Genomic DNA, 21,136 nt, shown 5'->3' on the forward strand with positions numbered 1-21,136 from the left:
GCCGCAGCCATAATCTGCTGGCGACAGACAATATCTATTTACGGATAAGCACTAACAGTCTTCTTGAACGCTCTTTTCGTTCATGGTTTCCGGTGGCCAGTTGTTTTTCATGGTGCCGACCATCCCTAAAAAGGCCCCTCGGGTCAATGCGAAATGGCCTGTGGTTTGGTTATTGATTGGCCCCGCTTTATGCAGCCGGTTTGTTGGCCGTTCGGTTGTATTGTGTAACATGCATTGAGTTTGAGCAGATGCTGATCATGCCGCTCCCAAAAGGACGACTCCGAAATAACACCCCCTCGCGTAGAACGCGTTGGGCCAAACTGCCAGTCGGTATAAAAGAATACCGCATGGGCTGGCGAAGCAACCAGAAGGGTGTGCAGCATACAGCGGAATGCCTCGCGATACACTGGCGCAACCTCAAAGAATCGCCCGCACTGTCGCTCTTGGCTCTCTTTGCTAAGAACTTCGTAGGCAAAATAGGCGCACGCCTGCTCAGGATCGCGGCAGTCCAGATTGCCTATGTGATACATGCAGCCAGTGAGTTGGGAAAGCTCCCGAGAAAACAGGGGGCGTGGGCTTCGGTGCGATATGAGAGAAGTATCTGCGACGACCGCAAAGGGCGTATCAGGGAACTCCAGCGGTTTTGCCTGCTGGACACATACTAGTTCGATAGACGGCATAAAGGCGGAGAAGGCCAGCGGTATTGTTGAACCATCTTCATTTGCAGCCACTATACCCTCATTTCCCAGCAAGGGAATATTTTTTCACGCCGCGCATGTTTGCCGCAACACTTACAGCGTTGCTGGGTCACGCAGCGGGCGGGGGTATGGAGATTCAAGAGCAACCACCCTCACCCGGCCTGCGGCCATCCTCGCCCTTTGGGAGAGGGAAAGCCGCTTACGGCAGATTGGTATTCCCAATTTGGAGTGCGGTGGCAACCGCCGGGGGAGCAAGGGGCGGATGGCGACACCGCTTTGGATTTCAACGCCATTCCGCATTCCGCAATCCGAATTCCGAAATCAGAATTTATCACCCCGCCTTGCCGCCGCACCAAAAAATGCGGCTCCCACGCTTCTTTGAGGCAAGAGCCACAGCGATCCGTCCACGCAATGGGAGGTGGGCATGATTTTGAACACGGTGAACCTGATGCTTCAGGCCATGCGCCGTGTGCGGTCCGGCATGGCTATGAAAAAGCTCGCTATTTCTCCCGGCTTGGCGCATGTTGAGTGCTGGATATGAGCGGGCTGGGTTCCATCGAAACCATGTTGCAGATCGCCGCGCGCCGCCAACGGTGGCAATCGGCGTGGCGCGGTTTTTGGCGCGGCACGCTCGTCGGTGGCGGCATTCTCCTGGTTGGCATCGGCCTTTATAAAATTTTTCCCTTACCCGAATGGACGCTGCTGCTCAGCGGCGGTTTGGCGTTGCTGGTGATGGCGGCTGGGTTCGTTGCGGGGTTTGCGCGCCAGCCGTCCCTGGTTGAGATGGCCCGCTGGCTCGACCGGGAAAAGCAGTTGCAGGAGCGCCTCAGCACCGCATTGGAGATTTCCCAAACCACCACGCCTGGGCATTGGCGGGACCTGGTGCTGCTGGATGCCACGCGGCATGTGCAGGGGCTGGATCCCCGGCAGTTGCTGCCGTTTCATTTGCCGATGGCGGCGCGTTGGGCGTTGCTGGTGCTGGCGTTGACGGCTGGGCTGGGGTTGGTGCCGGAGTATCGCTCCGCCAGTTATCTGGAACGGCAACAGGATGCCCGGAACATTCGCGAGGCGGGGCGGCGGCTGGCAGAGTTGAACAAGCGCACCCTGGAGGCGCGGCCCCCGGCGCTGGAGCAAACGCAAAAAGCAATGGAGGCCGTGGGCGATCTATCGGCCCTGCTCTCCAAGGCACCCCTGACGCGCGCCGAGGCCCTCAAGGAGGTCAGCCAACTTTCCGATAAAATCCAGAAGCTGGAGAAGCAGGTGACGGATCAGCCCGGCATCAAGCGCCTGGAGCGCGCCGCGCGGGAACCCGGCGGCAGCACCACCAGCGGCACGCAGCCCGGCGATCAGCAAAAGAAGATGGAGCAGTTGCAGAAGGGGCTGGGCAAGGCCGCCGATAAGATGGATCAGATGGAGAAAATGAAGCAGGGCCTGGAGCAGGCGAAGAAAGCCGCCGAGGGAATGCCCGCCAAGGATACGCCCGCCGGCGCGGTGGCTCGCGAACAGCTCGCCCAGGCGCTGGCCGACCTGGCGCAGCAGGCGAAGGATATGGGTCAGCCGTTGGCCGGGCTGGAGGAAGCCATCGCGGCGTTGCAGGCGGATAAATCCGAGATGTTCATGAAGGATTTGAACCTGGCCATGGAAGACTTGGACAAGTTGCAAAAGATGGCGAAGGCCTTGCAGCAGATGCAGCAGCAGGCGGGGAACAAGCTGGGCAAGGATTTGGCGGAACAGTTGCAAAACGGCCAGGCCCAGGCGGCCATCGGCACGTTGAACAAGATGATGCAGCAGCTCCAGGCCGGCCAGTTGACCCCGGAACAGGTGAAGCAAATCCTGGCGGAAGTGCAGAAGGCCATGCCGTCGGCGGAGGAGTACGGCAAGGTGGCGGAACACCTGGCCAAAGCGGCGGAGTGCCTGAAGCAGGGGCAATGCCCGAACGGCGCGAAATCCCTCGGCGAGGCGGCCAAAGAATTACAGAAGCTCCTCGATCAAATGGGCGATGCGCAATCCCTGGCGGCCACGCTGGATGCGCTGGAAAAGGCTGGGATGTGTATGTCCGATTGCCAGGGAACGTGCCAGGGCAGGGGCCAGGGGCGTCCAAAATTTGGCCAGGGTGGTAAGCCGGGTGGAGGCGTGGGCACGTGGGCGGAGGAAACCGGCTGGTTGGCGTATCCCTCGGAACGCGGTGCCTTAATGGACAACAGCGGGGTCCAACGTCCGGACATGGATTCACGCGGGCATACGGATCGCGATCAGAATCGCCCGGACAATCTGGAAAAGACCAAGGTGCGCGGCCAGATCGCGCCAGGTTCTTCGATGCCCAGCGTGACGCTCAAAGGCGTCAGCATCAAGGGCACCAGCACGGTGCAATATGAAGACGCGGTGCGCAGCGCGCAGAGCGCCGCCCAGAGCGCCTTGAACCAGGACGAAGTGCCGCGCGCGTATCGTGGTGCGGTGAAAGATTATTTTGACGACCTCAAGAAATAAACCATGACCACCGAACAACAAATCAACAGCTTCCGCGAAACGTACGCCGCGCTGCGCGCGGAAATCGGTAACGTGATTGTCGGCCAGGACGAGATTGTGGAGGGGACCCTCATCGCCATCTTTGCCGGCGGCCACGTGTTGCTCGAAGGTGTGCCCGGATTGGGCAAGACGCTGCTGGTGCGCACGCTCAGCGACGTGCTGGACCTCTCGTTCAACCGCATTCAATTCACGCCCGACCTCATGCCCGCCGATATTCTGGGCACCAACATCGTCATGGAAGTGCCCGGCGGACGGCGCGAGTTCCAGTTCCAGCGCGGGCCGATCTTCGCGCATCTCGTGCTCGCGGATGAAATCAACCGCGCCACGCCCAAGACGCAGTCTGCCTTGCTCGAGGCCATGCAGGAAAAGCAGGTGACGGCTGGTGGGGAAATCCGCAAGCTGGTCGAGCCATTCTTTGTGCTGGCGACGCAAAACCCGATTGACCAGGAGGGCACGTATCCGTTGCCGGAAGCGCAACTGGACCGGTTCTTTTTCAAGCTGGTGGTGGGCTATCCCTCGGCGGCGGAGTTGACCGAGGTGCTCGCCCGTACCACTGGCAACCACAAGTCGGTCTTGAAGAAAGTGCTGCCGCGCGAGGGCCTGCTGGAATTGCAGCAGATGGTGCGGCAGGTGCCGGTCGCCACGCACGTCCGGGATTTCGCGGTGCGCCTGGTGCTGGCCACCCACGCAAAGACGGCCACCGCCGCGCCCATCGCCAACCAATACCTGCGGTTCGGCAGCAGCCCGCGCGGCGCGCAGACGCTGATGCTGGGCGGCAAGGTGCGCGCCCTCACCCAGGGGCGCTTCAACGTGAGCTTTGATGACATTGTGTCGGTGCTCAAGCCGGCGCTGCGCCATCGCCTGATTCCCAACTTTGAGGCCGAGGCCGAGGGCATCACCACCGATCACATCCTCGATCAGATCCTCAAGGACGTGCCGCGCGAAGCGCCGCCCGCCTGAACCGCCGCCATCTGACGCCATGCCCGCCGGCCTTCTTTCCAACGACCTGCTGCGACGCCTGGAACAGCTCCAACTGCTGGCTGCGCGTCGCTCCAAGAGCACGGCCAAAGGCGAGCGCCGCAGCCGGGCGCGCGGGCAATCCGTCGAGTTCGCCGATTACCGCAATTACGTCGCCGGGGATGACTTCCGTTTCCTGGATTGGAACCTGTTCGGACGCCTCGACCGCCTGTTCCTGAAACTGTACGAGGAGGAGCGCGAACTCCCCGTGCGTATTTTCCTTGATGCCAGCGAGTCCATGACCTTTGGCGAACCGCGCAAGTTTGATTTCGCCCGGCAGGTGGCGGCGGCGGTGGGCTATGTGGCCCTGTGCGGCTTTGACCGCGTCAGCGTGGTGGCCTATCCCGACAACCCGGATGAGGCGGCGGTGCGGGGCGCGTTGCGGCTGGTGCGGGGGCGCAAAAGCGCGCTGCCATATTTTCAGAACCTCTCCCAACTCACGGCGGGCGGCAGTGCGACCTTCAATGAAGCGCTTCGGCGCGGCGCGCTCGAAGCGCGGCAGACGGGGCTGGCGGTGGTGCTCAGTGATTTTCTGGACCCCGCCGGGTACGAGGCCGGCCTGGGCGCGCTGGTGGGCCGGGGCTTCCAGGTGGATGCCGTGCAAATTCTCTCGCCGGAGGAAATCCAGCCCTCAACCTATGGCGACCTGCGGCTGGTGGACTCGGAAACCGGCGCGATGCAGGAAGTCACCTTTGGCAAGTTCCGCCTCAAGGCGTATCAAAAGACCGTGCAGAACTACTGCCAGCGGCTCCGGGAATATTGCACCAGTCACGGCGTCAACTTCTTCAGCGTCAGTTCCGCGACCGCGCTGGATGAGCTGCTGCTCAAACAACTGCGCCAGTCCGAAGTGTGGAAGTAGTGCGAGTTCGCATCGAATGGTGTTCCCGCAGGAACCACCAAGCCTGGGGAAGCAACGCCTGTGAGCGTCGGCATCCTGCTGGCTAGGGCTTTCGCGTCAACCTAAGCGGCGTTCCATTTGGCGCGAGACCGGTGACCAGCACAGCGCGAACCACTGAGCCTGAGCAACGGATGGAGCGCGGACCTCCGGTCCGCCGGGGGCGCGGGAGTAGCTCTGATTATGCACTCTACGGTGCGTGCGTCTAAAGCCACGCGGACCGGAGGTCCGCGCTCCTGGGGGCGGTGAGGCTGAAGCTACGGCTGCTGCTGGCGTTTTGGATTGAAAGCGTGCGCGATTCGCGCGACGCTTCCGCCTGAGACTTGGTCATGCTAAACAATGCCATGAAAAATGCGGGCAGCCAGTCGCGGTCCTTTGAATTTGACCGCGACACGTTTGCGTTTGCCAATGAGCTGGCTTGGGAATACCGATTGGACCCGCAGACGGGCAAGATGACCTCGGTTTTCAATCAGCCGGTTCCTGAATATATTCACCGCTGCTTCGTCCTGGTGCGCTCGGCCCGCCAGTTTTTCTATCATGCGCGGTTTGATCCGGCGCAGCCCGCGCTGGAGTCGCAGCAATATCGCCCCTTGATCCGGGAGGTGGTGTCGCGCAATCCACGCCATTTCAGTGAGGAATCCCGGCGCGTGGTCATTCCGGGTTATGCCGGGTTGCGTGCGTTCAGCCAGGCGCAGGCGGCCGTGCTCAAGGCCAATTGCGGTGGGGCGTGGCAAAGCTATTTTCTGCGCAGTCATTGGCGAATGGTCCTGCCGGTCTGGCGACAGCATCAGGAAAACATGGCGCGGCATCTCTTAAAGGTCTTTCCCTTGCGGGTGGCACCCATCGCGCATATCGTGCGTTTCCCCCAGTTGACCATCAACCACGGGATTGTGCTGTTTGGTTTTCGCGAGACAGCGGAGACAATTCAATTCCAAGCCTATGATCCCAATATCCCCGCGCAACCGACCGAGCTGGTCTATAACCGCGCGCAACGCACGTTTTTCTTTCCCCGCAATCACTATTGGGCGGGCGGGCGGGTGGATGTGGTGGAAGTTTATCGCGGGTGGTTTTATTAAAGGCGTGACCCATTTGGCACCATGAATGTGCGATTTCTCATCGGGCCAGCCGGCAGTGGTAAAACGCAACAATGCCTGGAGGAGATTCGCCAGGAGCTGCGGACGGCACCGGAGGGGCGTCCGTTGCTGCTGCTCGCGCCCAAGCAGTCCACCTTCCAGCTCGAACGCCAGTTGTTGTCCGATCCGCATCTGCCAGGCTACGTGCGCCTGCAAATTCTTTCCTTCGAGCGTCTCGCGCACTATGTGGTGCAGGAGTTTAATGAGACACCGCCCCGCTTGTTGTCCGAGGAAGGGCGGCTGATGGTATTGCGCGCCTTGTTAATGCGGGAGGGCGCGCGGCTAAAAATATTTCGCGCAGCGGCGCGGCTGCCGGGTTTTGCCCGGCAACTCAGTCTGCTCTTGCGCGAACTGCAACAGCACCAAATCAGCCCGGCCCGGTTGTTATCCCTGGCGGGTACGCCGCTGGAGCGTCCCCAACTCAATGACAAACTGCACGATCTGGCCACGCTGATGCACGCGTACCGGGAATGGATGGCAGCGCATCAGTTGGACGATGCGGATGAGTTATTGGACCATGCCGCGAAGGCGTTGGAACGATGGTGGCGGGGACAATCTCAAAACACTGTGGAAAGACGTTATGTGTTTGACGGGGTGTGGCTGGATGGTTTTGCCGAGATGACCCCGCAGGAACTGGCGGTGCTCGAACACGTCGTGCGTTGCAGTCGGCGCTCCACCCTCGCCTTTTGCCTGGAAGCCCGTCCGACGGAGGATATTTCCTGGCTATCTACCTGGTCGGTCATCGGCCAGACGTTCAAGCGTTGCCATTCCCGCTTCGCGGCCAATGAGGAATGCCAGGTGAGCATGGTCACTTTACCGCGTCAAGAGGGACGGAGCCGGTTCTCGGGTTGTCCTGAACTGGCGTTCTTGGAGGCGAATTGGGCGGCGGCAAGGCCGCACCCTTTTGGCGGTAACGCGTGCATCCCCCTGGCGTCCGACCCCCCGCAGCCGTCTGCGGCTCAGGCCACCGAATCGGTGGCATCAGGTTCGGGGCCGATCCGCCTTGTGGCGTGCGCGAATCCCGAGGCGGAAGCCGTGATGGCTGCGCGGGAAATCCTCAAGTTCGTGCGCGCGGGCGGGCGTTACCGTGAGGTGGCGGTGACAGTGCGGCATCTGGAGGGGTATGCGCAGCCGTTGCGGCGCGTGTTCACCCGGTATCAAATCCCTCACTTCCTGGATGCGCGTGAATCCGTGGCCCATCATCCCTTGGCTGAGTTGACCCGGGCCGCTCTGCGCATGGCGGCGTATGATTGGAAACAGCCGGATTGGTTTGCGGCGCTCAAATCCGGACTGGTGCATGTGGATGAGTCGGCAATTGATGCGTTGGAGAACGAAGCCCTGGCGCGCGGATGGGAGAGTGAAACGTGGTTTGACGTCTTGCCGGGGTTGGAACAGGAGCCTGGCTTGGCGTCCGTGGAGAAACTGCGCACCCAATTGACGCCGCCATTCATCCGCTTTACGCGGGCCTTGCCCATCGCCTCGGTGACTGGTGAGCAATTGGTGAATGCGGTGCAGGAGTTGTGGGCCGACTTGAAAGTGAGCCAGACACTGGAGACTTGGGCCGAGACGCGCCTGAACCCGCGACAGGATGCGGTGCATGGCACCGTCTGGAGTCAGATGCAGGAATGGCTGCACAACCTGTCGCAGGCGTTCGCCCAGGATGCGCTGCCCTTGCGCGACTGGCTGCCGATTGTGGAAGCCGGTCTGAGCACGCTGACGGTTGGGGTCATTCCGCCCGCGCTGGACCAAGTGATTATTGGGGCCGTGGATCGGTCGCGCAGCCCGGAATTGCAGCTTGCCATGGTGCTGGGCATGAATGAGACCGTGTTTCCCGCACCACCAGCCACGCCCACCCTGTTGAATGAAGAGGAGCGTGAGGCGCTGGCCCGGCAGCAACTGTTTCTGGGCGTCAACACCCGTCAACGCATTGGCCACGAGCGTTATTACGGATACATCGCCTGTACGCGTGCGCGGCGGCAATTGGTGTTGAGCTGGTCGCTGGCGAACGATTCCGGCGCGCAGCTTAATCCATCGGTATTCATTGCGCAAGTGAAGGCGCTGTTTCCGCAGGTGGACGTGGAAAAGTTTGATCCCTCTGATGCCCGTTTTGATCAATGGCAGGTTAGCGAACATCAATGTGAACTCGCCGCCAGACTTTTACGCGAACCGGCGGTGTGGCCGGTGTTTGAACAGTGTCAGCCATTGCGCAATTGGGTGGAAACGTTGTTGCCGTTGCGCGATTATCATCCCGACGAAGCGTTGTCGCCCGCCATGGCCGCCCGCCTGTATGGCCGTGTGTTGCGCACGTCGGTCAGCCGGATCGAGCAATACGGCATGTGCCCGTTCCGCTATTTCGCCCATTCCGGCATGGGGACGGAAGAACGCAAACAGTTCGAGCTGGGCGTGCGGGAGACTGGCACGTTTCAGCACGAGGTGTTGGAACGGTTTCATTTGCGATTGCAGGCCGAAGGGAAGAAATGGCGCGACCTCACGCCCCGGCAGGCGCGCGAGTTGATTGGGGTTATTGCCGGGGAAGTCGCGCAAGATTTCAAAGGCGGGCTGTTTGGCGCCGGGGCGAAGCATCAGTTTGCCCAGGCAGTGTTTACGCAGGCCTTGCAGGATTTCATCGAGGTGGTGGTGGGCTGGATGCAGCAGTACGCCTTTGATCCGATGGCGGTGGAATTGGAGTTTGGGCGGGGTGAGGGGTCTTTGCCAGCCTGGGAACTGGATTTGGATGAGGACCGGAAGCTGGTATTCAACGGCATCATTGACCGGGTGGATGTCTGCCGAACCGGTGATGATGAGGCGTGCGTAGTGGTCATTGATTATAAATCTTCCTCGCGCAAGCCTGATCCCGTGCTGCTCCAACATGGCATCCAGATGCAGTTGCCCGCCTATTTGAGCGTTCTGCGACATTTGCCGGAGGCGGCGGGGCGGCTGGGTGTGGCCAAGCTGATTCCTGCTGGCGTTTTTTACGTCAGTTTGCGCGGTGAATATGGTTCGGCGAAAAGCCGTGCGGATGCGTTGGCGGATGTGGCGTCCGCGCATCGGGAGGCGTACCAACATGCCGGACGCTTTAATTTTGAGATGCTGCCCAAGCTGGACAATCGCGGGGCCGGGCAAGGCGACCAGTTTAACTACCGGCTGAAACAGGACGGCACGCTGTATAAAACCAGCAAGGACCCCATGCTGCCGGGGCAATTCACGGAGTTCCTGGATATGGTGGAAGACAATCTAAAGCGCATGGGACGTGAAATCTTCACCGGCAAAGCCGCCGTCTCTCCGTACAAAAAGGGGGGTAAAACCGCCTGTGAGTACTGCCTGTTCAAGACGGCCTGCCGGTTCGATTCCTGGAACCAGTCGTTTCGCGAACTGCGCGCCAGCGAATAGCCAGGGCAGGGGACTAGCGTCGGCAATTCCTGGTGATGGTTGCCATGGCCCATTGGGCGTGTTCCGCGATCATTGGTTCCCCGCCATGCGCGTGCTGTTCAAGCTGCGGCAGGGCGTCGTGGGTCCCGGTGTTTCCCAGTGCCACGCAAACATTGCGCAATAAACCGCGCCGTTTCGCCCGCTCCATGGGTGTGCCGGCAAAGGTCCGTTTAAACGCCGCATCATCCATGGCCAGCAGGTGTAATAGGTCCGGTTGCGCCAGGTCATGGCGCGCGTGTGTCCGCATCAACCGCCCTTCACTGGCAAAACGATTCCACGGGCAAGCCGCCAGACACTCATCGCACCCGAAAATGCGGTTACCTAATTGGGGACGGAGCGCCTCAGGAATGGCGCCTTTATGCTCGATGGTGAGATAGGAAAGGCAAAGGCGGGCATCCAGTTGGAACGGGGCAAGGATGGCCTGGGTGGGGCAGACGGTCAGGCAACGGATGCAGGAACCGCAACGGTTTTTGGCAGGGGCGTCGGGTGTCAGGGAAGCGGTGGTCAGGATTTCTGCGAGGAAAAACCAGTTACCCAAGGTCGGGCTGATCAGGTTCGTGTGCTTGCCAATGAAGCCGAGTCCGGCGCGTTGGGCCAAGTCCCGTTCCAGGATGGGACCAGTATCCGTGTACCACAGCGAACGCGTGCCCGGTCCGCACGATTCATTCACGCGCTCTGTCACACGCTTCAGCGGTTCCTGCAAGACCTCATGATAATCGTGATGCCGGGCATAGCGGGCGATGGCACCAGTTCCCGAGCCACCCACCGCGTTTGTGGATTCGTAAGCCGCCGCCAGGGTGATCACGCTTTTCACCCCCGGCAGGATCAACTCCAGATTACCGCGTTTCTCCGCTCCCCGCGCGATCCATGCCATCTCACCATGATGCCCGTTGGCGAGCCATTGTTGAAACTGCGGGTGGGAGGCGGGCGGGGTAGCCGTGGTGATGCGGCAGGCATCAAAACCCAGCGTCAGCGAGTGCTGGCGAATGACGGCTGACACGTTTTCATCCATGGTAGCGGGGTGGCGGGCGGCTTACTTTCCCATCCGCTGCCGCGCGGCATCCAGGATTTTACGCTCTTCTTCGGTCAGGCTCTGGATGCCATGCCGGGAAATTTTGTCCAGGATGGGGTCCACGTCTCGGCTGATAAAATCTTCGGTTACCGCTTGGGGTGAAGGTTTCTGCTTCCCACCGAAATTGACCACCGTGATTTTGGATCGCGAGGGATTGCGCAAGAGGAACCAATCGCGGATGCGGGCCAGGAACGCGAATTCACTTTCGTACCAATCGAAGTGCAAATATGCCATGCCGACCAGCAGGCCGCCAAGATGCGCGGCGTGGGCAATGCCAGGTTCCATCGGGATCAGGGTAAAAAACGCGGCGATAAAGAGCGAGAACCACAGGAGAAAGCGCGCCGGAATCGGCAGGATGAAAAACAGCAGAATAGTTGCATGAGGTTCAATAAGGCAAAACGCCGCCAAAATGCCGCAGACTCCGGCGGAGGCTCCCACGACCGGGTTGCCGAAATATTGAGGCAATAAGAGTCCCAGCAAGGCTTGCAGCAAACCGCCTAGAATTCCGGCGCTGAAATACAGCACTAGGAAATGGCGAGTGCCCAATCGCTCTTCCACCACGCGTCCAAAGAAATACAACCCCAGCACATTGAACAGCACGTGCATCAGCCCGCTGTGCAAAAATTGGTAGGTGACCAGTTGCCACACAAAACCGGCCTTGAAAACCAGACTATTTAATGCCAGGTACCGGTTGAAAAAATTCCCCGCCTTGAAGTGGAATGTAACAAAGGCTTGAAGTACAAAAATGGCGATCAACGCCACCATTAAGATGGTATTGGCGTTCCAGGTCGGGGACCACTTTGGTTCCCGCATGTAATGACGATCCCCAATCATGTATCGCCAGCAAGGCTAACCGAACCGCGCCGGATTTCAACGGCTTTTGTGAAAGTAAACGAGGGGTAGAAATATTTGAGCTTCATTACAGAAACAATTTGAAGAACTCGCCAAGCCACGCATGACCCGGCGTAACGAGGGTGAACCTTCCAAGGGCCGTACGAATGCCACCACCGGTGCCAACCCCAAAGGCCCCACGCCAGCATCGCAATCCGGCCAACCGGAATTCTATCGCATCGGCCCTAGCACCGAGGTCACATCATCGTTAAGCACTGTGGGATCAAGGTCATCCAGAATGATTACGCCATGAATGCTGCCGGCAAGCATGGAGTCATGCCATTTCCAAACCACGCGGCCGGATTTGTCAAACTGCAGTAACTGTGCGCCTTTGGCGCTGTCGTTCGCGCCATGACCGGTCCAGTTGCAAACCACGATGTCACCGTTCCGCAGTCGTTGCATTGCGCCGAAGAAATTATAACCGTGTACCTTTGCCTCCGGATTTTCTTTTCCGCCGATGGTGTTGAGAATGTTACCCTCGGGATCAAGTTCAAAGAGCGTGGGATTATACCCTCCAGAGACCAGCCAATGACCATTCGGTTCGCGGAGCGCTTGGTACACCCACGAACCCGCCGGGAGGGTGAAGGTTTTGAGGATTTTACCGCTCAGGTCACCTTCAAAGAATTGTGACTTGCAGCCGAATAAAATTGTGTTCTGGGGTGTCTGCCGGATCACACGTGTGGTTGGCACCGGGAAGATCACTTTGCGCAAAACCTGATCGGTGGCGCTCAGTTCATAGACGGTGACCTCCTTTTGTGCGCAGGCGAGCAGCGTATGGCCATCCGGCTGGCGGCGCGCGGACATGGTGCCAGGGTAGCCTTTCACCTCTTTGAGCAACTTCCGATCGGTCAGGTCGTACTCCCAATACCCGTCGGGCGAACTGAGGAGGATGACGTTTTTCCCGGTCAGTTGCAGGTCGCGTCCCTTGCCGGTCAGCTTGATGGTCCAGTTTTTTGACGGATCATACTGATCCACCAGCAATAACTGCGCTCGGGACTCATCCTTGGCGAGGAAACGATGGCGAATCTCCGCTGCCCGGATCGGCTGAATGCCCAACCATAGCGCCGTACAGAGTAAAAGGTGCGTTTGCATTTTGTTGCGTCGAGTATAGCAGCGCGTGACCACCCCAGCCAAGGCGCAAAAATGGAATATGGAACGAAGTTAAAGGAAATCTCACGGGGCTAGCCGCGTGACACGGAATCGCCGATCAGCAGCACGCGCGGCAGTTTGGGATTGTCCGCCACGAAATCCCAGGCGGTGGATCGTCCAGCCAGCTTATCCCGCTTGTGAATGGGCAGGTAAAAGTTCCCCAGGTTTTCCTGCAAGGTGCGCTCCCAGGCCTGCTGCTCGGGTGGCAGGGTGGCGACCAGAGCCTGGTACTTTCATTGACCGCCATATCCTGGGCGGCCTTTTTCTCCGCTGCCTCCTTGGCGTTGGTGGGTTCAGCGGCGTACGCGGTGGCGAGGCCGTGAAGAGAAATATTTATCTGGGTTCGTTTATTTGACAGGGTTTGGGGAGCATAAACAGCGCGAAACAGTTTCCAATGTCAGTTGAGGGGAGTCAGGATGTGCCGCAACTCCGTTGGAGTTGATGGGGAACGAGGCATTCATACCTAGGGTTGACTCACCACCCTATTCCTTTGGTGAACCAACCCTAGGCTGGAGGTCAAAACACCTTTGGTGTTTTCAAAGGCGGAAATTGGAATTCCGAATTGAAGTCCTGTGGAGTTGGGCCGCCTCGGCGGGTGGTGCGGTGCTTTTTCGTCATACACCAAAGGTGTTGCGGCCTTCAGCCTAGGGTTGCCCTGTGAGATATTTACCGAAGAACAAAACGCACCCATGGCAGGCCACCAGAACATGAATTCCGAGCCCACCACGTTAAAGGAAATCTCATGGGGCTACCCTAGGTCAGGGATTAGGCGCATATCAACTCCAACGGAGTTGTGGCCAAACCATGGATTCCGCATGCACCACGTGCCACAACTCCGTTGGAGTTGATGGGGAACGGGGCATTCATTCCTAGGGTTGCTCACCACCCTGTTTCCCTTGGTGAGTCAACCCTAGGCTGGAGGCCATAACACCGTTGGTGTTTTGGAATGGCAAAATTCGATTCACAAATTCATAAATCCGGGCATTCTACACCCATTATGCCACAATCATTATCGGCCGTTTACATTCATCTGGTGTTTTCCACCAAAGATCACCGGCCACAGTTGCGCGATCAGGAATTCCGAACCAACCTGCATGCATATCTGGGAGGGATTGCGAAACAACTCGAGTGTGCGCCGATTATTGTGGGCGGAGTCGAGGATCATGTGCATTTGCTTTTGCGACTTGGCCGCACGATATCCCAAGCCGACCTGGTCAAGGAACTCAAGCGCGTTTCACATCAATGGGTCAAGGACATGGGCGGGGAGTACAAAGATTTTGCCTGGCAAAAGGGTTATGGGGTGTTTTCCGTCAGCCAGTCCAACCTGGAAACCGTGACCGAATACATTGAGCGTCAGGAGGAGCATCATAGAAAGCTTTCCTTCCAAGACGAATTGCGCCGGTTGTTGACCAAGCACAAACTCGAATGGGATGAAAAATACCTTTGGGATTGAGCCCCCTCATTGGGTGGCGCGATGCCTTTCGGCATACACCGCAGGTGTTGCGGCATTCAGCCTAGGGTTGCCCCGTGAGATATTCCCCGAAGAACAAAACGAACCCATGGCAGGTCACCAGAACATGGACTCCAAGCCCATCACGTTAAAGGTAATCTCACGGGGCTACCCTAGGTCAGGTACCAGGCACGCATCAACTCCAACGGAGTTGTGGCCAAACCATGGGTGCCGCGTTCCCCACGTGCCGCAACTCCGTTGGAGTTGGTGGAAACGGCATGTCTTTAGCTTTCTAAAAAAGTTTTGAAAAATCCTTGAATCGTTTTCCGTCTGGCATAGGCTACTGCGAAGTTTCCACGGATTTTAACCGTGCCGTAGGGGTGGAAAGGTACTTGAATGATGGCGGGATTGGGACATCCGAATCGGTATCATTTCGCGGGCAGGAATCTCCAGATTTTGGCCCCAAGGGCGGGATTTTGCCCTAACCGCCTGATCGCGCCATCAATCCCTGGTAGCAGCCGAAGTAATGAGGCTCTAACATATCCCCAGCCTTATTCCTCCCGCCGCCGTCGCACACTGGCACCAGAAAACCTCATTTTGGCGGTCAAAACCGCTCCCGAGCCTCAAAAACACCGTTTTTCGATGGTTGGCAGCCCGGCGGAGCACCGAAAAACCCTTTTTTGGCACTTGGAAATCCTGCGGCGTACCAAAAAACCCTTTCTGGGTCCTCGGCAATCCTGCGGAGTACCAAAAAAGCCTTTTGGGGAACTCGGCAATCCTGCGGCGTGCCAAAAAACCCTTTTTGGGTACTCAGCAATCCAGCGGAGTACCAAAAAACCCTTTCTGGGTGCTCGGCAGTTCTGCGGCGTTCCAAAAAAGCCTTTTTGGGTGCTTGGAAATCCAGCGGAGCACCAAATCAAGGTCTTGCAGGCTGCCGTCACCGGTTTTCGCCCTGGTATTACCCTTTTACCCATTCGCCCGGCAAAATCAACGCAACCTGCTGTACAACAATATTATGCGCCATAGCAACGACCACTGGGGCCACTTTTGCTTTGACGCATCCGAAACCTGATTAGGCACCGTATGGCTACACCATTCCAATACGACGTATTCCTGAGCCACAGCTCAAAGGATAAGGCGGTAGTGCGCACGCTGGCGGAGCGGTTGCGGCAGGATGGATTGAAGGTGTGGTTCGATGAATGGGTACTCAAGCCCGGCGACCCGATTCAGAAGATGATTGATGACGGTTTGGAAACTTCGCGCGTGCTGGTGCTCTGCATGTCAGCCAATGCATTCGGGTCGGACTGGGCGCAGTTGGAGGCTGGCACGTTCCGGTTTCGCGACCCACTGAACCGCGAGCGCCGCTTCATTCCCTTGCGGCTCGACGATGCACCCATCAAAGGCTCCCTGGGTCAATTCCTTTACCTCGACTGGCGTCCGGCGGATCGCGAGCAGGAGCATGCGAAGCTCCTCGCCGCTTGTCGCGGAGAGACCGAGCTATCTTCAACCAACAGACCCTACGCGCCAATACAGCCGCAACTCAATCCTGCTGTGCCCACCAAGCTCGTCCACGTCGAGCATTCAGGCTCTGGCGATATCGTGATGGGAAACAAGACTGTGGGACGCCCACGGGTTAATTTCACGCCGGGACCGCAACATATCTCGCCCGAGACAGCACGGAAGCTATACGAACTTGTTAAGGACATTGTCGAGCGGCTCACGATTTCTGGAGGAAATGTTCAGAAGGCATTCCAACGGGTTTGGGGTGACTTCAATGCTCATTTCTCTCTGACAACATATAAGGAACTTCCGCGTGAAAAGACGGACGAAGGCATTGCCTATCTCCGTCAGTGGCGTGCTAGCAAGAACTCAAGACTGCGGAATGCCGACCCCGAGAAATTTCGAACTGCGCAACTGAAAGGAATCTGGCCGAGGTCAAAATCACTCGGCTTCACGGATGCCGACCTTTACGCCTTCGCTTCAAAAAAGTTAAAATTACCGGATTCGATCACCTCGTTGAACGAGTTGGGCAATCAGCAGCTTGCACGGTTGAACAGGTTCTTGATCTACGAAGAGCGGAAGTTAAAGCAGCGGCGCAGCAAGGATGCACCTAATGAAATCAAATCTGACGCTGATGACACAATGCCGAATCCACCACCTTCCCGCCCTATTGGTGAGGTCTGGAGTGGGTTACGAGGATTACTCCAGCAAGCGTACTCTACACAGACCATCAAAGGAATTGTGGGACAGGCTGGTCTTGCCACGGCAAAGATTGAATACCTAGGAACGTACAAAACCCCATATTTGAATGCGGTCGATGGGTTGGTCAGGACTATGGGCGATGATACGAGAGAGCAATTTGTTCTTGGCTGCATCCGGGAGATTCTTGTGTTTGAGCGTACAAAAGCCGAGAACTTGTCAAGAATCGGGATTCAATTCGACGATCAGGTCTTGCAGAACCTTCGGAGAGTGCTTGCCAATTTTGGCCACGATATTGAAGTTTTCCATGAGTAGATTCTATGAAAGACCAGCTTACCCACGACGTTTTTCTGTGCCACAGTTCAAAGGGCAAGGCTGTGATACGATTGTTGGCAGAACAGTTGCGGCTGGATGGATTAAAGGCGCCATTCCATTTCAAAATTTGGAATTCGGATTGTGGATTTGCGCAGCCCGGCAGGTTGGCCAATGCGTTCGGATCGTGCTGGGCGCAGTTGGGACCTGAAACATTCTGGTTTCGCGACCCGCTGAACCACGAAAAGAAGATATTTGGATCACGCGACTTCCATGACCCCGACTGTATGTCTGGGTTATCTATTTCTTTTACACTTCGCACCTATCCTGTTGCCACTATGTTTATTAGACTCTCAAAGACTGCATATCTCTAGTTTATGAAAACATTGACTTTAGCGTTAGAGCTAATCGCCTGCATGGCAGTTTCGGCAATGGCTAATCCAGGGTATTTTCTCTTACAAAATGCAAGTACGGATAAAATTTTCAACACAAACGAAATCGCCTCTACCACGGGTACATCTTCGATCAAGTCAAATGCGACGTATGGCACTTTAAGATTGGCCATCTACTACAGCACCAATGCCATTGCCACCAACCTGACAGATCGCCGCGCCTATTTGTGGCCGAATAATTTCAGCAGCGGTATTACCGGGACTGCTCTATTCTCGAACACCAGCGGTATCATTGGGTTTAATTCATCATTCGATGGTCGCTTTAATGCTGGCAACACCTCGAATGCCGCTTACAAAGTGGAAATGGCGATCACCAATAATTTCCAGGTGCGGGTATGGAACAGCACGTACGGAACCACTTGGGAAGCGTTCAAAACCAACATGGATGCCGGAAACGTACCGGCAGGTACATTGTATGGGTTATCGCCACTCTTCAGTTTTATGACGCCGGATGTGGTAAAGAATCCTGTTCCTGACGCACCACCAACTTTGAGTACTCCTGGAGGAATGCCCTTCTGGAACTTGACGTCTTATACGGCTTCGCTTCCGCCGCCTCCTGCGATTACCGTGCAGCCTCAAAGTGTCACCAATTTCCTGGGTTCCAACGTTGCCTTCACGGTATCGGTCTATAGCACTAATACGTTTAGTTACGCTTGGTATTTTAACGCAACCAATGTAATTGCCGGGGCGACCAATGCCATGCTGTCTTTGACCAATATTCAAGCTGCCGATACCGGTAATTACCAGGTGGTGGCTTCCAATCCGTACGGCAGTGCTACCAGCGACGTTGCGCGTCTGACCGTATTGGGTCCACCCTTCATTGCCACCCAGCCACAAAGCCTCACAAATATACAAGGTACCACTGCCAGTTTCAGTGTGGCAGCCGTTGGCTTCATGCCGTTATCATACCAGTGGCGGCTTAACGGTTCTGACCTTGGGTTTGCCACTAACAACACGCTGACGTTAAATAATGTCCAAGGAGTCAATGTAGGTAATTATAACGTGGTAGTCAGTAACACTTACGGGATGGTGACCAGCACGGTGGTGACACTGACGCTATTATTTCCACCGGCCATTACCACTCAGCCGCAAAGTCAGACAAATGTGCAGGGAACTGCGGCTATTTTCAATGCGTCCGCCACCGGTACGGCACCGTTGTCATACCAGTGGTGGCTTGATAAAACCCGTTTGAGTTTGGCCACCAACAGCACGCTATCGCTTAATAATGTGCAGGGAATCAATTCGGGTAATTACAGCGTGGTGGTCAGTAACGCTTACGGGATGGCGACCAGTGCGGTGGCGACACTGACGCTATTATATCCACCGGCGATTACCATTCACCCCGAGAACCAGTCCAATGTGCTGGGGACTACAGCAACTTTCAACGTGACTGCTTCCGGCAACGACCCGCTCTATTATCAATGGCAATTTAACGGGACGAATATGAACGCCGCTACCAACAGCATGCTGACGCTCAATAATGTGACGGGAATCAATGCAGGCAATTATAGTGCGGTGATCAGTAACGCTTACGGAATGGTAACCAGCAAGGTAGTGACCTTGACAATACTGTACCCGCCGGTCATTACCGCTCAACCAGACAACCAAACGATCTTGCAGGGGACTATTGCTAATTTCAATGTAGTTGGCACCGGAACTGGGCTGTTGACTTATCAGTGGCAATTTAATGGTACTGCCTTAAGTTTGGCCACTAACAGCACACTAATGCTTAGTAATGCGCAGGGAATCAATGCGGGTAATTACAGCGTGGTGATCAGTAACGCTTACGGGATAACGACCAGTGCGGTGGCGACACTGACGCTATTATATCCACCGGCGATTACCATTCACCCCGAGAACCAGTCCAATGTGCTGGGGACTACAGCAACTTTCAACGTGACTGCTTCCGGCAACGACCCGCTCTATTATCAATGGCAATTTAACGGGACGAATATGAACGCCGCTACCAACAGCATGCTGACGCTCAATAATGTGACGGGAATCAATGCAGGCAATTATAGTGCGGTGATCAGTAACGCTTACGGAATGGTAACCAGCAAGGTAGTGACCTTGACAATACTGTACCCGCCGGTCATTACCGCTCAACCAGACAACCAAACGATCTTGCAGGGGACTATTGCTAATTTCAATGTAGTTGGCACCGGAACTGGGCTGTTGACTTATCAGTGGCAATTTAATGGTACTGCCTTAAGTTTGGCCACTAACAGCACACTAATGCTTAATAATGTCCAGGGAGTCAATGTGGGCAATTATAGCGTGGTGGTTAGTAACGCTTACGGGGTGGTGACAAGTACGGTTGTGACATTGACGGTGTTGTACCCGCCGGTCACCATTGTTCAACCACAAAGCCAGACCAACCTTGTTGGGGCTATTGCCAGTTTCAGCCTTACAGCTATCGGCACCGCGCCACTGTTTTATCAATGGTTTAAGAATGATTTTTTCATTCCGGAAGCCACCAACTCTGTCTATTCAATCTCCAACCTTCTAACTTCTGACTCAGGTGTTTACCACTGCATCATCTCTAACTCCTATGGTTCCATGACCAGCATAGTGGCAACCCTAACCGTCTTGGATGTTCAAGGACCGATAATTAGTCTAAACGGCACTTCAGGCCAAATCGTTAATCAGCGGTTATACACACTCAGTGGCACGGTGACCGACGCCGGTCGTGGCGGTAGTGGCGTGACACAGGTCGCAGTCAATGGCATTCTACTGACCAATGTCAGCGGCACGGGAAATGCCAGTGTATCGTGGAGCCGAATGGTGGCCTTGTTGCAAGGCACAAACCAGTTCGTTGTCACTGCTGAAGACATTATGGGCAACTGCACCACGAATCAATTTAGCGTCAAGTTCGTGCCCTCCGAGCGGGTGGCACCTGCGTTGACGATCACGGCTCCGCGCACGCCGACCTATTCCAACCAAGTCCTGGTTACCGGCACAGCGGCAGATGCCAAAGGAATAGCGGAAGTGTGGTGTCGCCATAACATCGGTGCATGGATACTGGCCAGTGGCACAAACAAATGGAGCATTCAGCTTATTCCACCGATGGGCACGAACATCCTGGCCGCATATGCGGTGGATACCTCGGGTAATTACTCAAAGACCAATAGCGTCAAGTTCGTGAAAGTGGCAACCGACACCTTGACGGTAATTCGGGTCGGCAATGGAACGTTGACCCCGGATTTGAACAACAAGGTGCTGGATGTAAACAAGACCTACACGATGAAGGCGGTGCCGGTTACCGGGAATCTTTTCTCGAACTGCATTGCCACCCGTGGACTCAGTGGCCCTGTGCTCTGGACCACGAACCGTCCGGACCTGAAATTCACCATGGAATCCAACCTGGTGTTGACCGTGAACTTTGTGACCAACGCCTATGTGTCCCGCAAAGGCGATTACGCTGGATTGTTCTGTCCGGGTAGCGATGTGTTTAGCGCAGACTGGACCAATAGCGGCAGTGTGAAGCTGACGGTGACCGACAAAGGCACGTTTACCGGCCAATTGAACTATCAAGGCAAGACATACCCGTTATCGGGAGCACTGGGATCAGACGGAATGACCAACCTGACTCTATTGCGCGGCAAAGACCCAGCGTTGCAAGTGAGTCTAAATCTGGACCTGAATTCCAGCGACGGAATAACTGGAACCGTCAAACAGTATTATCCACCTTGGAGTGTCGGTTTGTGGGCAGATTTGGTATTGAAACAGGCACAGAAGACGAATTACACCCTGTTGGCAGAAACTGGTCCGGGCGGCACATTCGGCGGTACAGTGGCCTTGGCGGTGCAATCTTCGGGAACAGTAACATTAAGCGGAACCTTATCCGACAACACCAAGCTTCAGAACACCGCATCTGCCAGATTTAGCTTGATACCAATTTGAACACCAGGCG

14 protein-coding genes are annotated in these 21,136 nt (G+C 56.5%); 9 read left to right on the forward strand and 5 right to left on the reverse strand.

The features are described 5' to 3' along the window. Window positions 1-143: 143 nt before the first annotated feature. Window positions 144-731 (reverse strand): hypothetical protein, encoded by a 588-nt coding sequence (locus WCO56_21555; GenBank protein ID MEI7732176.1) that lies wholly within the window; start codon window positions 729-731, stop codon window positions 144-146. A gap of 504 nt (window positions 732-1,235) precedes the next feature. Here WCO56_21555 and WCO56_21560 point away from each other — a divergent pair. The 5 genes from WCO56_21560 to WCO56_21580 all read left to right on the forward strand — a co-directional run bounded on the left by WCO56_21560 (window position 1,236) and on the right by WCO56_21580 (window position 9,659). Then, entirely contained in the window at window positions 1,236-3,185 is a 1,950-nt protein-coding gene (locus WCO56_21560; protein MEI7732177.1) for a hypothetical protein, read from the forward strand. Between the two features lie 3 nt (window positions 3,186-3,188). Beyond that, window positions 3,189-4,184 carry a MoxR family ATPase gene (locus WCO56_21565; GenBank protein ID MEI7732178.1) on the forward strand — a complete coding sequence of 332 codons (996 nt, stop codon included), beginning with the start codon at window positions 3,189-3,191 and terminating at the stop codon, window positions 4,182-4,184. Window positions 4,185-4,203: 19 nt separating this feature from the next. Beyond that, complete coding sequence (locus WCO56_21570) at window positions 4,204-5,100, forward strand: DUF58 domain-containing protein (protein ID MEI7732179.1); 897 nt, start codon at window positions 4,204-4,206, stop codon at window positions 5,098-5,100. A gap of 380 nt (window positions 5,101-5,480) precedes the next feature. Then, window positions 5,481-6,212 (forward strand): hypothetical protein, encoded by a 732-nt coding sequence (locus tag WCO56_21575; protein MEI7732180.1) that lies wholly within the window; start codon window positions 5,481-5,483, stop codon window positions 6,210-6,212. Window positions 6,213-6,233: 21 nt separating this feature from the next. Continuing rightward, window positions 6,234-9,659 carry a PD-(D/E)XK nuclease family protein gene (locus WCO56_21580; protein MEI7732181.1) on the forward strand — a complete coding sequence of 1,142 codons (3,426 nt, stop codon included), beginning with the start codon at window positions 6,234-6,236 and terminating at the stop codon, window positions 9,657-9,659. A 13-nt stretch (window positions 9,660-9,672) separates the two neighbouring features. Here the strand turns inward: WCO56_21580 and queG are convergent, their stop codons facing one another. The 4 genes from queG to WCO56_21600 form a co-directional block, all read right to left on the reverse strand. Then, window positions 9,673-10,698 (reverse strand): tRNA epoxyqueuosine(34) reductase QueG, encoded by a 1,026-nt coding sequence (gene queG / locus WCO56_21585; GenBank protein ID MEI7732182.1) that lies wholly within the window; start codon window positions 10,696-10,698, stop codon window positions 9,673-9,675. 33 nt (window positions 10,699-10,731) lie between these two features. Further along, complete coding sequence (locus tag WCO56_21590; protein ID MEI7732183.1) at window positions 10,732-11,583, reverse strand: rhomboid family intramembrane serine protease; 852 nt, start codon at window positions 11,581-11,583, stop codon at window positions 10,732-10,734. A gap of 249 nt (window positions 11,584-11,832) precedes the next feature. Beyond that, entirely contained in the window at window positions 11,833-12,753 is a 921-nt protein-coding gene (locus WCO56_21595; GenBank protein MEI7732184.1) for a hypothetical protein, read from the reverse strand. A gap of 89 nt (window positions 12,754-12,842) precedes the next feature. Beyond that, a complete protein-coding gene (locus WCO56_21600; protein MEI7732185.1) occupies window positions 12,843-12,986 on the reverse strand; it encodes a hypothetical protein in 144 nt (47 codons plus the stop codon). A gap of 821 nt (window positions 12,987-13,807) precedes the next feature. Between WCO56_21600 and tnpA the strand changes: the two genes are divergently transcribed. The 4 genes from tnpA to WCO56_21620 all read left to right on the forward strand — a co-directional run bounded on the left by tnpA (window position 13,808) and on the right by WCO56_21620 (window position 21,126). After that, the gene (tnpA, locus tag WCO56_21605) at window positions 13,808-14,263 is read left to right on the forward strand and encodes an IS200/IS605 family transposase (GenBank protein MEI7732186.1); all 456 of its coding nucleotides are present in this window, start codon (window positions 13,808-13,810) and stop codon (window positions 14,261-14,263) included. Between the two features lie 393 nt (window positions 14,264-14,656). Next, window positions 14,657-15,286, forward strand: coding sequence for a hypothetical protein (locus WCO56_21610; GenBank protein MEI7732187.1), 630 nt, complete (start codon window positions 14,657-14,659; stop codon window positions 15,284-15,286). Between the two features lie 57 nt (window positions 15,287-15,343). Beyond that, the gene (locus tag WCO56_21615; protein MEI7732188.1) at window positions 15,344-16,774 is read left to right on the forward strand and encodes a TIR domain-containing protein; all 1,431 of its coding nucleotides are present in this window, start codon (window positions 15,344-15,346) and stop codon (window positions 16,772-16,774) included. Between the two features lie 374 nt (window positions 16,775-17,148). Next, complete coding sequence (locus tag WCO56_21620; protein ID MEI7732189.1) at window positions 17,149-21,126, forward strand: immunoglobulin domain-containing protein; 3,978 nt, start codon at window positions 17,149-17,151, stop codon at window positions 21,124-21,126. Window positions 21,127-21,136: the final 10 nt, after the last annotated feature.

It is taken from the genome of Verrucomicrobiota bacterium (genome assembly GCA_037139415.1).
Classification (GTDB): domain Bacteria; phylum Verrucomicrobiota; class Verrucomicrobiia; order Limisphaerales; family Fontisphaeraceae; genus JBAXGN01.